Source organism: Rhodococcus sovatensis (genome assembly GCF_037327425.1).
Lineage (GTDB): Bacteria > Actinomycetota > Actinomycetes > Mycobacteriales > Mycobacteriaceae > Rhodococcoides > Rhodococcoides sovatense.
In genome coordinates this window covers 2,836,738-2,850,574 of sequence record NZ_CP147846.1, presented here as the reverse complement: position 1 = coordinate 2,850,574, position 13,837 = coordinate 2,836,738, and the positions used below count along the sequence as shown (strand labels likewise).

At 62.7% G+C, this 13,837-nt stretch carries 12 protein-coding genes and 1 pseudogene; 6 read left to right on the top strand and 7 right to left on the bottom strand.

The window, feature by feature from the left end; genetic code table 11:
* Positions 1–4 precede the first annotated feature (4 nt).
* Both WDS16_RS13330 and sdhC read right to left on the bottom strand, forming a co-directional pair.
* A complete protein-coding gene (locus WDS16_RS13330; RefSeq protein WP_338893103.1) occupies positions 5–460 on the bottom strand; it encodes a succinate dehydrogenase hydrophobic membrane anchor subunit in 456 nt (151 codons plus the stop codon).
* A complete protein-coding gene (gene sdhC, locus WDS16_RS13325; RefSeq protein WP_197481002.1) occupies positions 460–870 on the bottom strand; it encodes a succinate dehydrogenase, cytochrome b556 subunit in 411 nt (136 codons plus the stop codon). The genes WDS16_RS13330 and sdhC overlap by 1 nt, the downstream gene beginning before the upstream one ends.
* A gap of 267 nt (positions 871–1,137) precedes the next feature.
* On the opposite strand from sdhC, the gene WDS16_RS13320 reads away from it, so the two are divergent.
* Entirely contained in the window at positions 1,138–1,548 is a 411-nt protein-coding gene (locus WDS16_RS13320; RefSeq protein WP_338893102.1) for a cytidine deaminase, read from the top strand.
* Positions 1,549–1,561: 13 nt separating this feature from the next.
* Complete coding sequence (locus WDS16_RS13315) at positions 1,562–2,845, top strand: thymidine phosphorylase (protein WP_338893101.1); 1,284 nt, start codon at positions 1,562–1,564, stop codon at positions 2,843–2,845.
* Here the strand turns inward: WDS16_RS13315 and WDS16_RS13310 are convergent.
* Positions 2,842–4,209 (bottom strand): aspartate aminotransferase family protein, encoded by a 1,368-nt coding sequence (locus WDS16_RS13310; RefSeq protein WP_338893100.1) that lies wholly within the window; start codon positions 4,207–4,209, stop codon positions 2,842–2,844. The two genes, WDS16_RS13315 and WDS16_RS13310, sit on opposite strands and share 4 nt — an antisense overlap.
* Positions 4,206–4,670 (bottom strand): Lrp/AsnC family transcriptional regulator, encoded by a 465-nt coding sequence (locus WDS16_RS13305; protein ID WP_338893099.1) that lies wholly within the window; start codon positions 4,668–4,670, stop codon positions 4,206–4,208. Before WDS16_RS13305 ends, WDS16_RS13310 begins: the two co-directional genes overlap by 4 nt.
* A gap of 142 nt (positions 4,671–4,812) precedes the next feature.
* Between WDS16_RS13305 and WDS16_RS13300 the strand changes: the two genes are divergently transcribed.
* The 3 genes and pseudogenes from WDS16_RS13300 (at position 4,813) to WDS16_RS13290 (ending at position 8,807) form a co-directional block, all read left to right on the top strand.
* Positions 4,813–6,303 (top strand): gamma-aminobutyraldehyde dehydrogenase, encoded by a 1,491-nt coding sequence (locus WDS16_RS13300; protein ID WP_422395795.1) that lies wholly within the window; start codon positions 4,813–4,815, stop codon positions 6,301–6,303.
* Positions 6,300–7,715, top strand: coding sequence for an FAD-dependent oxidoreductase (locus tag WDS16_RS13295; protein ID WP_338893098.1), 1,416 nt, complete (start codon positions 6,300–6,302; stop codon positions 7,713–7,715). Before WDS16_RS13300 ends, WDS16_RS13295 begins: the two co-directional genes overlap by 4 nt.
* A 164-nt stretch (positions 7,716–7,879) precedes the next feature.
* A pseudogene (locus WDS16_RS13290) lies at positions 7,880–8,807 on the top strand (IS5 family transposase).
* Positions 8,808–8,837: 30 nt separating this feature from the next.
* Here WDS16_RS13290 and WDS16_RS13285 read toward each other — a convergent pair.
* Together WDS16_RS13285 and WDS16_RS13280 are read right to left on the bottom strand one after the other, a co-directional pair.
* Positions 8,838–9,689 carry a universal stress protein gene (locus tag WDS16_RS13285; protein ID WP_338893097.1) on the bottom strand — a complete coding sequence of 284 codons (852 nt, stop codon included), beginning with the start codon at positions 9,687–9,689 and terminating at the stop codon, positions 8,838–8,840.
* 14 nt (positions 9,690–9,703) lie between these two features.
* Positions 9,704–11,224: an APC family permease gene (locus WDS16_RS13280; RefSeq protein WP_338893096.1), complete on the bottom strand. Its 1,521-nt coding sequence runs from the start codon at positions 11,222–11,224 to the stop codon at positions 9,704–9,706.
* A 195-nt stretch (positions 11,225–11,419) separates the two neighbouring features.
* On the opposite strand from WDS16_RS13280, the gene WDS16_RS13275 reads away from it, so the two are divergent.
* The gene (locus WDS16_RS13275) at positions 11,420–12,532 is read left to right on the top strand and encodes an adenosine deaminase (RefSeq protein ID WP_338893095.1); all 1,113 of its coding nucleotides are present in this window, start codon (positions 11,420–11,422) and stop codon (positions 12,530–12,532) included.
* A 3-nt stretch (positions 12,533–12,535) separates the two neighbouring features.
* Here WDS16_RS13275 and WDS16_RS13270 read toward each other — a convergent pair whose 3' ends face one another.
* Positions 12,536–13,825 (bottom strand): primosomal protein, encoded by a 1,290-nt coding sequence (locus WDS16_RS13270; protein WP_338893094.1) that lies wholly within the window; start codon positions 13,823–13,825, stop codon positions 12,536–12,538.
* Between the last annotated feature and the right edge of the window lie 12 nt (positions 13,826–13,837).

Genomic DNA, 13,837 nt, shown 5'->3' with positions numbered 1-13,837 from the left:
TCCCTTAGCTCGCCGAGATGTTCGGATCGAAGGTGAAGATGACGTAGGTGCCCAGTCCCATGATGAGAACCATCGACAGGACGAGCAATGTCGTCAGCCAGAATCGCGTCGAGTCCTTGCGGGAGTAGTCCGCGATGATCGTCCGTAGTCCGTTGCCGCCATGCAGTTGAGCCAGCCACAGCATGGTCAGGTCCCAGAACTGCCAGAACGGGCTGGACCAGCGTCCGGCGACGAACGCGAAGTTGATCCGGTGTACGCCCTCGTCGAGCATCAACATGATGAACATGTGGCCCAGGACGAGCACGACGAGTGCAAGACCCGAGAAGCGCATGAACAGCCATGCGTACATCTCGAAGTTGCCCCGTGACTTCCGCCTCGGCGAACGCGGGTTGTCCAGGCTTGCCGGACGGTCGTAGGTCTTGCCGAGGGACTTGGCCTCGGGTCCGTGTGTCGTTGCCATCAGTGCCCGCTCGCTGTGAACATGTTGTAGAAGATTCGGCCCGCTCCGGGAATCATGACCACGATCCAGATCGCGGCGATGATCCACAGCATCAGCTTCTGGTACTTCGGTCCCTGTGACCAGAAGTCGACCAGCATCACACGGACGCCGTTGAGTGCGTGATAAAGCACAGCTGCGACGAGACCGATCTCCATGAGGCCGACGAGCGGCGTCTTGTAGGTGTCGATGATCGCGTCGTAGGTCTCGGGATTGACACGCACCATGGCGGTGTCCAAGACGTGGACGAACAAGAAGAAGAACGTCAACACGCCAGTGATGCGATGCAGAACCCAGGACCACATGCCCGGATCCCCGCGGTACAGAGACCGCTTGCGCTCCTTCGCCGGAGCGACTTCCGTGGTGCTACTCATCGAGTGCAAAGCCTCCAACGTCATTGGTGGACGCGTCGAGCCTGGTGGCCGGGCAACGGACCTGGCTCGATTTGTCTTACTCCGGCTCCGAACGGTTATCGAAGAGCCGCCGTCTTTGAACTCTAAACCCATTGGAAACGCGGAACTAATTCGACTCGAGATTCGTACTGACCAGGTTTTTCTTGTTAGGTTTGCCTTTCCATCTTTTCGTGATCGGTTCAGTGAACTGGGCTGCGCCCTGGGTGTGCGCGTGATTGTATGTGACGCATGACCGAAATCGACTGGAAATCGTTGCGAGACAATGCCCATGAGGCAATGAGGCAAGCCTATGCGCCCTACTCCGACTATCCGGTGGGTGCCGCCGCACTAGTGGACGACGAACGAATTGTGACCGGATGCAATGTGGAAAATGTCTCATATGGTTTGGGGCTCTGCGCCGAGTGCGGACTCGTGTCGAGCCTCCATTCGACTGGTGGCGGACGGCTGGTTGCATTTTCGTGCTGCGACAGTCGAGGTGCGATTCTGATGCCGTGTGGGCGGTGTAGGCAGCTGCTGTTCGAGTTCGGCGGGCCGGATCTGCTCGTGGACACAGCGGAAGGCCCCACGCCTCTGGGGCAGTTGCTTCCTTCCGCATTCGGTCCCGACGATCTCGCGTCGGGTAAGCAGGAACTCGTCTGACACAGTGACAACCATGTCTGACGCAGTTTCGATCATTGCCGCCAAGCGGGACGGCCACGAACTCACCCCGATGCAGATCGACTGGGTGATCGACGCCTTCACCAAGGGAATCGTCGCGGACGAACAGATGTCGGCGCTCGCGATGGCCATTCTCTGGCGTGGAATGACCAGAGCCGAGCTCGCCCGGTGGACCGCCGCGATGATCGCGTCCGGTAACCGAATGGATTTCACGTCGCTGCCGAGGCCGACCGTCGACAAGCATTCGACCGGCGGTGTGGGAGACAAGATCACGCTCCCGCTCGCTCCGCTCGTCGCTGCATGCGGCGCTGCAGTTCCACAGCTTTCCGGCCGGGGGCTAGGTCATACCGGCGGCACTTTGGACAAACTCGAATCGATTCCGGGGTGGCGAGCGGATCTGTCGAGTGAGGAGATCCACGCGATACTCGCCGACCCTGCGGTCGGTGCGGTGGTGTGCGCGGCAGGCGCCGACCTCGCCCCTGCCGACAAGCGGCTCTACGCACTACGGGACGTGACCGGCACTGTCGAATCGATTCCCCTCATCGCAAGTTCGATCATGAGCAAGAAGATCGCTGAAGGAACGGGCGCCCTCGTCTTGGATGTCAAGGTCGGCGCAGGCGCGTTCATGAAGAACATCGATGACGCGCAGGCACTCGCCGAAGCCATGGTCGGTCTCGGGACCGACGCGGGGGTTCGGACGGTAGCCGTGCTCACTGCCATGGATTGCCCACTCGGACTCACTGCGGGCAACGCTCTCGAGGTCGAGGAGTCGCTCGATGTGCTCGCCGGCGGAGGACCGGCGGACATCGTCGAACTGACGCTGACGCTCGCGCGGACGATGCTGGCGGCTGCCGGAATCGAGGGCGTCGACCCCGCCGACAAGCTTGCCGACGGGACCGCCATGGATCAGTGGCGAGCGATGATCGCTGCGCAGGGCGGAGATCCCGCAGCGCCACTGCCGGTGGCGAAGGAATCCTTGCTCATCACCGCAGAGTCCGACGGTGTGGTCACCGCACTCGACGCGATGGGAGTCGGCGTCGCTGCGTGGAGGCTCGGTGCCGGACGTGAGCGCCAGGGTGAGGCCGTCCAAGCAGCGGCAGGTGTGCGGCTGCACGCGAAACCGGGTGACCGCGTCACCGCCGGTGCTCCGCTCGCGACCCTGTACACCGACACCCCGGAAAAGTTCGAGTACGCGGCCGAGGCGATTGCGGGCGCATGGACGATCGGCGACACTGCGGTGGACGCATCGCCGATCGTCCTCGGGAGGATCGGCGGCTAGAGCAAATTCCCGGCTTCGGTGAGCACGCTGCGGAGTATCTGTTCCATGTCGTCGAACTCCTTCTGACCGCAGATCAGCGGAGGAGCGAGTTGGACGACGGGGTCGCCTCGGTCGTCGGCACGGCAGTACAGACCGGCGTCGAACAGCGCGGTGGAGAGGAAGCCGCGCAGGATGCGTTCGGCCTCGGCGTCGGTGAAGGTTTCCTTCGTAGCCTTGTCCTTGACCAGCTCGATTCCGTAGAAGAACCCCTCACCACGAACATCGCCGACGATGGGAAGATCGTTCAGCTTTTCCAACGTGGCGCGAAACGCCGGTGCTGTCTGGGCAACGTGGGCGTTGATGCCCTCGCGTTCGAAGATGTCGAGGTTTGCCAGTGCGACTGCGGCCGAAACCGGGTGCCCGCCGAACGTGTAGCCGTGCGCGAAGCTGGACGTGCCGTCGTCGAACGGTTCGAAGAGCTTGTCGGAGGCGATCATCGCGCCGATCGGGGAGTATCCGGACGTCATTCCCTTCGCGCACGTGATGATGTCGGGAACGTATCCGAAATCGTTGCACGCGAACATCGACCCGATTCGCCCGAATGCGCAGATGACTTCGTCGGACACCAGAAGTACGTCGTAGCGATCGCAGATCTCGCGGACACGCTCGAAGTAGCCGGGCGGGGGCGGGAAGCATCCGCCTGCGTTCTGGACAGGCTCGAGAAATACTGCGGCGACGGTGTCCGGGCCCTCGAATTCGATAGCCTCGGCTATGCGGTCCGCGGCCCATATGCCGAAGGCCTTCGGGTCTGAGTCCAGAGGAGCGGGCGCACGGTAGATGTTGGTGTTCGGCACCCTGAACGCGCCAGGGGTCAGCGGTTCGAACGGTTCCTTCAGTGCCGGAATGCCGGTGATCGCGAGCGCGCCCTGAGGAGTCCCGTGGTACGCGATCGAGCGTGAGATCACTTTGTGCTTACCGGGTTTGCCGACCTTCTTGAAGTACTGCTTGGCAAGTTTCCATGCACTTTCGACGGCTTCTCCGCCGCCGGTGGTGAAGAAGACGCGGTTGAGATCGCCTGGTGCGTACCCCGCGAGTCGCTCGGCGAGTTCGATGGCAGGAGGGGTGACATACGACCACAGCGGAAAGAACGCGAGGTCTTTGGCTTGCTTCGCCGCAGCCTCGGCGAGTTCTTCGCGTCCGTGTCCGACCTGGACGACGAACAGACCGGACAGCCCGTCGATGTAGCTCTTGCCGTTGGAATCGTAGATGGTCGATCCCTCACCCCGTGTGATGATCGGAGGGGTGATGCCTGCTCCATGACGCGAGAAGTGCCCCCAGAGGTGCCTGGCTGCGGAGGCGTCGAGCTCGGTTGTCGACTTGGTCATCGGGTACCCCAATTGTATTGTTGTTTGACGAGTTTGAGATAGACGAGCGTTTCGGTGCTGGTGACGCCGGGCAACGTTCGGATCTGCTTGTTCAGGATCTGGAGCAGGTGCTCGTCGTCCTCGCAGACGACCTCTACGACGATGTCGAACGAACCTGCGGTGAGAACGACGTAGTCGACGGCGTCCTGCGTTGCGAGTTTGTCGGCGAGTGCATAGCTGTCGCCGGTGCATTTGATTCCGATCATCGCTTGCCGGTTGAAGCCGACCTGAATCGGATCGGTGACAGCGACGATCTGCATGACACCCGTCTCGGTCAGCTTTTGAACACGTTGCCGCACAGCTGCTTCGGAAAGGCCGACGGCCTTTCCGATAGCAGAGTACGAACGTCTGCCGTCCTCCTGTAGTTGCTCGATAATGGCTTTGGAGACGTCGTCGAGTGGAACCGGCGGCTGATCGGGCATATATCGATACTGGACTGTTTCGAGTGATTGTTCAACCCCGAAAGTATGGATTTCGTCTTGAAAATGTCAGTTTTCAGCAGAATCAGTCGAAAATGCCGATCAAAGCTAGAGAATCAGTAGCACGGTCGGTAAGGTTTTCGAAATGGACAACGTATCGATGATCCCCGGCTGTTGGATCGACGGCCGTCCCGTCGGCGGTGCGGGTGATATCCATGCGGTGGTGAACCCGGCGACGGGAGAAACTCTTGCGACGTTCGCCCTGGCCACCGCAGAGGACGTCGACTCGGCCGTCGCTGCGGCGCGCTCGGCGTTCCCGGACTGGTCGGGGGCCACGCCGTCGCATCGCGCATCTGTTCTGCGTGAACTCGCCCGTCTGGTCAGCGCCGAGGCCGACACGTTCGCGCGTGAGGAGGTCGCACAGACCGGCAAGACAATTCGACTCGCGACGGAATTCGACGTGCCGGGAAGTATCGACAATATCGAGTTCTTCGCCGGCGCCGCGCGCACCTTGGACGGCAAGGCCTCCGCCGAGTACTCGGGCGAGCACACGTCGTCGATTCGCCGGGACGCGGTCGGTGTCGTCGGTTCCATCACGCCGTGGAACTATCCGCTGCAGATGGCCGTCTGGAAAGCGATTCCGGCGCTTGCGGCCGGATGCTGCGTCGTCCTCAAGCCGAGCGAACTGACTCCGCTGACCACTCTGCGGTTGGCGAGACTCGCGTCGCAGGCAGGTGTGCCCGACGGCGCCTTCAACGTCGTCACCGGCAATGGGATCGACGCAGGTGCGGCGCTGGCCGGGCATCCGGGAATCGATGTCATGACCTTCACCGGTTCGACGCCGGTCGGTAGGACGGTGATGGCCCAGGCTGCAGCGAACGGCACGCGGGTGCAGTTGGAACTCGGAGGCAAGGCACCGTTCGTCGTGTTCGACGACGCCGACCTCGATGCCGCCGTGCACGGAGCGGTCGCAGGCGCTTTGATCAACTCAGGTCAGGATTGTACGGCTGCGACGAGAGCCATTGTCGCAGAACCGTTGTACGCCTCGTTCGTCGATGGCGTCGCGGAGCTGATGAACGCCGTAGTCGTCGGCGATCCGTCGGATCCCGCCACGGACATGGGGTCGCTCGTCTCGTTCGCACATCGAGATCGTGTCGCGGCGATGGTGAACAGGACGGGCGCCAGAGTCGTGTGCGGGGGTCGGACTCCCGATCTGGCCGGAGCGTTCTATCTCCCGACGCTCGTCGCCGATGTCGGGGAGCAGGACGAGGTGTATCGAGACGAGATCTTCGGTCCGGTGCTGACGGTCTCGAAGCACTTCGGTGACGACGATGCAGTGCGTCGCGCCAATGACACGGCGTTCGGGCTGGCCGCCTCGGCATGGACTCGTGACCTGTACCGGGCAGGACGGGCGTCGCGTGAGATCGATGCCGGGTGCGTGTGGATCAACGACCACATCCCCATCATCAGTGAGATGCCGCATGGGGGAGTGGGGGCCTCGGGATTCGGCAAGGACATGTCCAGTTATTCGTTCGAGGAGTATCTGGCGATCAAGCATGTGATGACCGATATCACCGGGGTTGCTCAGAAGCCCTGGCATCGAACGGTTTTCGCTCGAAAGGATGGCACTCGATGACGTGGGCAGAGAAGCCGACACGCCGAGGATTCGACATGGTGGTCGATGCAGTGCCGGAGTCGTTCTGGCTCGACCGCCCCGAGCGCCCGACGCCTCGGCCGCGGTACCGCCATGATTCGGCGGCGGATCTCGTCGTTGTCGGGGCTGGATTCACCGGTCTGTGGGCTGCGATTCACGCGGCGGAGGAGAATCCCGACCGTTCGATCGTGCTACTCGAAGGCGACCGCATCGCCGAAGGGGCGACGGGACGCAACGGCGGCTTCTGCGCTGCCAGCTTGACGCACGGCCTTGGCAACGGCATCGATCGCTACTCGGACGAGCTTCCCACGCTTCTCCGAATGGGATCACAGACGCTCGACGCTATCGAGAAGTCCGCGAGACAGTACGGCATCGACGCAGACATCGAACGGACCGGTGAGCTCGATATCGCCAACTTCGACTGGCAGACGGGTGATTTGCGCGTACTCGCGGAGGATGCGGCGAGACTCGGCCAACCGATGGAGTATCTGGATCACGACGCTCTCGCGGAGAGAGTCAGTTCTCCGATGGCGCGGGGTGCAGTGTTCGACCCCGATGTGATGATGATCGATCCGGCGAAGCTGGCGTGGGGGTTGGCCGCTGCAGCGGAATCGCTTGGCGTGACGATTCACGAGAACAGCCGTGTCGAGTCGCTGCGCGCGTCGGGTGACGGCGTGCGGGTGGAGACCAGATACGGAACCATCGAGGCCGCGAAGGTTCTGCTTGCGACGGCGGCGACGAAACCGCTGAGGTGGGCACTGCGTCAGCGGATCGTGCCGGTGTGGGATTACGTCATCGTGTCCGAACCGCTGACCTCCGAGCAGCTGGGTAGCATCGGTTGGACGGGTCGAGAAGGATTGGCCGACAGCGGAAATCGATTCCACTACTTCCGTCTCACTGCTGACGATCGAATTCTGTTCGGCGGCTGGGACGCCATCTATCGTTTCGGGGGCGACACCGATCCGCGGCACCGCCAGCATCCCGAGACGTTCGGTCTGCTCGCCGAGCACCTACTGCAGATGTTCCCCACACTCGAGGGTATTCGTGCAACACACACGTGGGGCGGCGCTATCGACACATGCTCACGCTTCAGCGCGTTCTGGGATGTCGGTATGGGTGGGCGGGTCGCGAGTGTGCTCGGCTTCACCGGCCTCGGGGTCGGCGCATCACACTTCGGGGCTCGCACCGCTCTCGATTTGCTCGACGGCCGGGACACCGAGCGCACGCGGCTGAACATGGTGTGCGGGAAGCCGCTGCCGTTCCCGCCTGAGCCGTTCAAGTCATTGGGCATCAACATCACGCGCAACGAATTCGCCAAGGCCGATCGTAACCGCGGCAAGCGTGGGCTGTGGCTCGCAGGGATGGACAAGATCGGGCTCGGCTTCGACTCGTGAGGCTCCGCCTCCAGTGGCCCCGAGGCTCCGCCTCCAGTGGCCCCGAGGCTCCGCCTCCAGTGGCATGGTTAAGTGCACTGGCGTGCGCTCAACCGTGCCACTAGCGCGGAGCGCCTAGAGCGTGTCTCCCAAATTTGAGAGGTGCTGTCAGCGATGATATTTCGATGACGCGCGTGGGAGTGATCAGTGACGAGTTCTGGGAGATCGTCGAGCCAGTGATACCCACCGACGTGGGAAAACGTGGGCGGCGGTTCGCCGAGCACCGGCGAATTCTGGAGGGCATCGCATACCGATTCCGTACCGGGTGTCCGTGGCGAGATCTGCCGGAGGACTTCGGTCCGTGGCAGACGGTGTGGAAACGCCACCACCGATGGTCCTTCGATGGCACCTACGACGAGATGCTTGCCGCGGTGGCCGAGGTGTTCGGTCTCGACCCGGAAGAACTCGACGGCGATATCGGGGCGGTGCTCTCGATCGACTCGACCAGCGTCCGGGCGCATCAGCATGCGGCCGGTGCGCGAGCCGACACTCTCACAGGGGGCCTTGTCGAATTACAAGAAATCCGTCGACGAACCCGCTGACCACGCGTTGGGTCGATCTCGCGGAGGATTCACCACGAAGATCCATGCACTGACCGACCTGACGTGCTCGCCGGTGACGATGCTGCTGACCGGTGGGCAAGCCGGGGACAATCCACAGTTGGTGCCGTTGCTCGATGCCCACCGAGCTGCCGGTGGGGACCAGGACTACCGATTGCTCGCCGACAAGGCGTACACCCATCCCAGTACCCGCACCGAACTGCGTCGCCGCAAGATCAAACACACCATTCCCGAGCGCAGCGACCAGAAGCAGCGACGGGCCGACAAGGGGTCCGCCGGTGGTCGTCCACCGGGTTTCGATCCGACGATGTACAAGCACCGCAACACCGTCGAGCGTGGCTTCGGGCGGCTCAAACAGTGGCGTGGTGTGGCCACTCGATATGACAAGTACGCCATGACATTCCTCGGGGGCGTTGTCCTGTGCGCGGCAGTTCTGCACTCCCGCAACCACAACCACCGCCCGGCGATGAAAACGAAAACGGACCCAATTTAAGAGACACGCTCTAGGCAGTAAACACGAGTCCTACTCGTGCGGAACCACGATGACCGGAGCCGGGGTCGACCGTATGATCTTCGATGCACTGGATCCGAGGAACACACGCTTGGGCGCCGCGAGCCGGCTCGAGCCGAGGAACAGGACGTCGCCATCGGACCACTGCAGGGACGCGACAGCCTCGTCGAGACTGGATCCGTCCGCGACCACGGACTCGAGACCATCCACGTCGGGCAGCTTGCGAGCCGCGTTTTCCAGGTTGGCTTGCGCTGCAGCGACATGGCGTCGTCGAGTTTCGAGACCATCGGCATCGGCTCCGTCGTCCTCCAGCGAGACGAGTGAGACCAACCTCAGAGGAAGATGTGCGGCACTGGCAATCGTGATGGCGAGAGCCGAAGGATCAGCGGTCCCGGCGCGGGTCGGGACTGCCGCAGTCAGACCGGTGAGCGTGCGCTGGGCGCCGTTCCGGTACCCACGCGGGGCGAGCGCGATCGGAACCGGCGAGGCATGGAGGAGTTGACCGGCGACGGAACCGACGGTGTGGCGGTTCAGCAGTCCGTCACCGGCGCCGCCGACGACGATCATGTCGGAGTCGTGTTCGGCGGCGAACTCCATCAGGCCCTGCGCGAAGGACGCGTGCCGAGCAATGTGTGTCGCAACTTCGATGCCGTCGGGGACCTGCGCTCGCGCACCCGACAACCATTGTTCGGCTTTGGCGTCGAGCACTTTTCGGTACGGGCCGCTGCCTTCCATGAGCGGCTCGTCCGAGCGGATGACGATGACGATGTCGATGGACGCGTCGAGAGCGGACGCCAGCACGGTGGCCAACGCGACGCCGTCGTCGCCACTCGGCGTGGCGAGATAGCCGACGGTGAGTTTCATCTCGTGATCCTGTTCTAGTAAGAGTCCGGAACCTTGACTTCGGTGGTCGCGGTCAAGGTCTTGCCCTGGAAAAACTCTCGGTTGCCGACGAAGCACAGAAGCATCAGCGGAATTCCGAGCACGAGCATTCCGATGCCGAGGACGAATACGCCGCCGATCGGACCGTAGGCGGTGAAACCGTAGTCGGGCTTGATCATGTCCACCGCACTCTGCACGAATGCCCAGGTCATCGACAGCCCGCCGAGGAGCGGGAAAATCGCGCGCATGAACAGGTTTCGGACCGAACCGAACAAAGTCCGGCGGAAGTACCACACACACGCGTACGCGGTGATTCCGTAGTAGAAGGCCACCGCGAGACCGAGTGAAGCCACCGAATCCTGCAGTGCGTTCGCGCTGACGAAGGTGAGTACGAGATAGAACGCCAATGCCGAGGCCCCCATGACGAGCGTGCCGAACCCCGGCGTCATGTATTTGGGATGCACGCTTGCGAATCGCTTCGGGATCGCCTTGTAGACAGCCATCGACAGGGTGCCGCGAGCAGTGGGGAGAATGGTGGTCTGGGTCGAGGACAGTGCCGAGATCGACACGGTGAGCAGCAGCAACGACGCGACGACCGAGCCGGCAACGGGGCCGCCGAGGATCGTCAAGACGTCATCGAGGTTGTCCGGGTTGTTCAGGCCGATTCCAGTGTCGCCGAATCCAGCGAACGACTGCACCGCATATCCGACGAGCACGTACGTGGCGACGAGGATCAACGTGGTGATCACGGCTGCGCGGCCCGGTGTCTTCTCCGAGTCTTTCGTCTCCTCGCCGACCGCGAGACATGCATCCCAGCCCCAGTAGATGAAAATGCAGAGGATGATCGCCTGCGCGGCGTCGGACATCGTGACCCCGGTCGGGATGATCCAGCTGAGCTGCGGAGTGATGGCCTGCGGGCCCGCCGTCCCTGCCCCGACCTTCACCAGAGCCGTGATCGAGACGCCGATCAGCACACCGAATTGGACGACCAGCAGCACGTTCTGCATGCGCTCGCTGATGAGGATGCCGCGGAAGCTGACATAGGTCATCGACACGATGAAGAACGAGCCGAGCGCCACTTTGGCTGCCGTGGACTCGGCGGCCCCTTCCAATCCCAGGAACTCGAAGAGGTAGATCGCCGCGACCTCTGCGACGTTGGCGAGCACGATGATGGCAGACACTGCCAATCCCCACCCGGCCATCCACCCCACCCACGGGCCGAAGGCCTTGGTTCCCCAGGTGAACGACGTGCCGCAGTCGGGGGTGTCCCGTCCTAGCTCACGGTAGGCGAATGCTGTGAGCAGCATGGGAACGAAGGCGACAAGGAACATTGCAGGCGCCTTGTCTCCGACGGCGAGGACGACGTATCCCAGGGTCGCCGCCAGGCTGTAGGCGGGAGCAACCGCGGACAGCCCGATGACGATGTTTCCGACGAGACCGAGCGCACCCGTGTTCAGGCCTTTGCCCGCGGGAACGTCCGGAGGTGGAGAAGTCGCAGGCGTATCCGCAACAGACATGATCACTCCAAGCTCGAGACCGGATCGATTGCTGAGAACAATACGATTTCGGTTGCAGTTCCGCTCAGTTTCGACTGATCTGTTTTCAAAAGGGTAACAATGCAACGAAATGGGTTGCTCGGTTCAATTCGCTCCGACGCGCGGGTGCGTCGGCGAACGCACGCGAGTCCGTTCCGATCGCGCTACCGTCGAGTCATGAGTACCGCGAACCCGAACAGCGGCGCGACGCCGCTCGACCTCCCCTCCATCAAGACGGCCCCCAAAGCTCTACTGCACGACCATCTCGACGGCGGACTTCGGCCACAGACTGTGCTGGAACTGGCCGATGAGTGCGGATACGACGGCTTGCCTGCGCAGGACGGTCCTGCTTTGGGCGAATGGTTTCGGAACGCTGCCGACAGTGGTTCGCTCGAGCGGTATCTGGAGACCTTCGCTCACACCGTCGCGGTCATGCAGACGCCGGAGGGACTCTCGCGTGTCGCCCGTGAGTGCGCGGAAGACCTGGCCGAGGACGGCGTTGTGTATGCGGAGGTGCGGTTCGCCCCTGAACAGCACCTGGATCGAGGGCTGACCCTGGACGAGGTCGTCGAGCATGTGCTCGAAGGTTTCCGCGCAGGCGAATCGGCGGCCCGGGTGAACGGCAAACGAATTCGTGTCGGATGTCTGCTGACGGCGATGCGTCACGCTGCACGGTCACGTGAGATTGCAGAGCTTGCCGTGCGCTTCAGGGATCGCGGTGTCGTCGGGTTCGACATCGCCGGAGCGGAAGCAGGATTCCCTCCCAGTCGTCATCTCGATGCTTTCGAGTACATGCGAGAAGCCAACGCGCACTTCACTATTCATGCGGGGGAGGCCTTCGGTCTGCCGTCCATTCAGGAAGCGGTCGCGTTCTGCGGCACGGACCGCCTTGGCCACGGCGTCCGCATCATCGACGACATTGCAATCGCGTCGGACGGGACTCCGTCGCTCGGACTGCTCGCGGCGTACGTCCGCGACACACGCATGCCGCTGGAACTCTGCCCGAGTTCGAACGTGCAGACCGGCGCCGTCGACAGCATCGAAAAGCACCCATTCGATCTTCTTGCGCGACTGCGGTTCCGCGTCACCGTCAACACCGACAACCGATTGATGAGTGGTACGTCGATGTCTCGCGAGATGCACACCCTCGCCCAGACGTTCGGCTACGGCTGGACCGACCTCGAGCGCTTCACGATCAACGCGATGAAATCCGCGTTCATCCCGTTCGACGAACGACTGGAGCTGATCGACAACGTCGTCAAACCTGGATACGCGGTTCTCATCGGCTAGGGCTCACTCCTTGCGGAGGCGGGCCTCGAAATCACGCTCGAGCGCCCGCCACGCTTCGGCCTCCAGCTCGAACGGCGCGCTCGGTGCGAGCCTGTTCGGATCGGGCTCGAGTGTGTAGGAGACGTACCAGCCGAGTGGTGTCGATTGTGCGAGCGCGGTTTCCACGGAGTCGTCTTCGGCGAAGTCCGCTGCGTCGGTGAACAGTTCGACGGCCAGGTCCAGCTGGTCGATGTCGACTGCTTCCGGCCCCTCGGCGAGGTCGTCCGCCAAGCCCGGCAGGACGTAGACGTTGTCATCGGTGATGTCGATGCGCAGTGAACCGTCGATCGCTGCTGTTTGCACTTCGGCGTAGGTACTGACCTTCGCCAGGTCGTGATCGTGATCGTCGGCCAAGTACCGGGCGAGAGCCCGTTCGGAACCGAACACCGTGATGCTTCCGGTGCGCCCCAGAAAGATCGGCTCGTCGTCGATGTAGCACCGCAGTGTGTAGTAGGTGTCCTCGGAGGTGATTATCTGGACGGGGTCGATGCCGACCGATGCCCAGAACCCTTCTTCGGCGGCCGCGTCGGCGATGGGATCCGCGGTGACTTCCTCGTCCGCAGTGTTCCCATCGGCACTGTCTTCGTCGGAGGCATCATCGTCGAGGGTGTCGTCGTCCTCATCGGACACGTCGTCGACGTCGACCTCGTTCTCGGTGGCAGCCAGCAGCTCGGCTTCGGCGACCTCCACGGCGGCGGCGTCGACATCGGGTGAGGTGACCACGGAATCGATTGCGTCGATGACTGCGTCCCAGCTCTTGGAGATGGACGCTCCGATTCGGTTCCAGAGGTTCTGACCGTCTTTGCCGACGTAGGCGTCGACGCCGATTCCTACCGATCCGAGGTGTGGGTTGCCGGCGAAGAACGAAGTGACAGTGGAGAGTTCGCAGACCTCTCCGATGGTCTGAACCATCTCGAACGTTGCGGCGAGTTCGGCGAGAATATCGGAGTCGGGATCCTCCGCGACGAGTTCCGGAACGCCGACAAGGTCGAAGCGGTGAAGGTCGTCGGGCTCGAGCTCGTTGGCAGCGAGAGCCGACACGATCTTCCACGACGGATGATCGACGAGGTCGTTGTCGTCGTTGCTACGGATGAAAGCGGCTAGATGAGCAACCGCCTCGAAACCGTAGAGATCTTCCTCGTGTCCGAGGAAGGCCTCCCATTCGTCGTCGCCTTCGTGCCATTCGGGAGCCCACAGGGTCACGAAGTCGCCGCGGGTGAGACCGAGTTCGATCGGGATGATGTCGCCAGCCATGGCGGGAAGCCT

Coding starts and splice junctions, on each gene's coding strand:
- sdhC (WP_197481002.1), bottom strand. CDS start 870: ATGAGTAGCACCACGGAAGTCGCTCCGGCGAAGGAGCGCAAGCGGTCT.
- WDS16_RS13310 (WP_338893100.1), bottom strand. CDS start 4,209: ATGACCAAGTCGACAACCGAGCTCGACGCCTCCGCAGCCAGGCACCTC.
- WDS16_RS13320 (WP_338893102.1), top strand. CDS start 1,138: ATGACCGAAATCGACTGGAAATCGTTGCGAGACAATGCCCATGAGGCA.
- WDS16_RS13300 (WP_422395795.1), top strand. CDS start 4,813: ATGGACAACGTATCGATGATCCCCGGCTGTTGGATCGACGGCCGTCCC.
- WDS16_RS13270 (WP_338893094.1), bottom strand. CDS start 13,825: ATGGCTGGCGACATCATCCCGATCGAACTCGGTCTCACCCGCGGCGAC.
- WDS16_RS13275 (WP_338893095.1), top strand. CDS start 11,420: ATGAGTACCGCGAACCCGAACAGCGGCGCGACGCCGCTCGACCTCCCC.
- WDS16_RS13315 (WP_338893101.1), top strand. CDS start 1,562: ATGTCTGACGCAGTTTCGATCATTGCCGCCAAGCGGGACGGCCACGAA.
- WDS16_RS13285 (WP_338893097.1), bottom strand. CDS start 9,689: ATGAAACTCACCGTCGGCTATCTCGCCACGCCGAGTGGCGACGACGGC.
- WDS16_RS13330 (WP_338893103.1), bottom strand. CDS start 460: ATGGCAACGACACACGGACCCGAGGCCAAGTCCCTCGGCAAGACCTAC.
- WDS16_RS13295 (WP_338893098.1), top strand. CDS start 6,300: ATGACGTGGGCAGAGAAGCCGACACGCCGAGGATTCGACATGGTGGTC.
- WDS16_RS13280 (WP_338893096.1), bottom strand. CDS start 11,224: ATGTCTGTTGCGGATACGCCTGCGACTTCTCCACCTCCGGACGTTCCC.
- WDS16_RS13305 (WP_338893099.1), bottom strand. CDS start 4,670: ATGCCCGATCAGCCGCCGGTTCCACTCGACGACGTCTCCAAAGCCATT.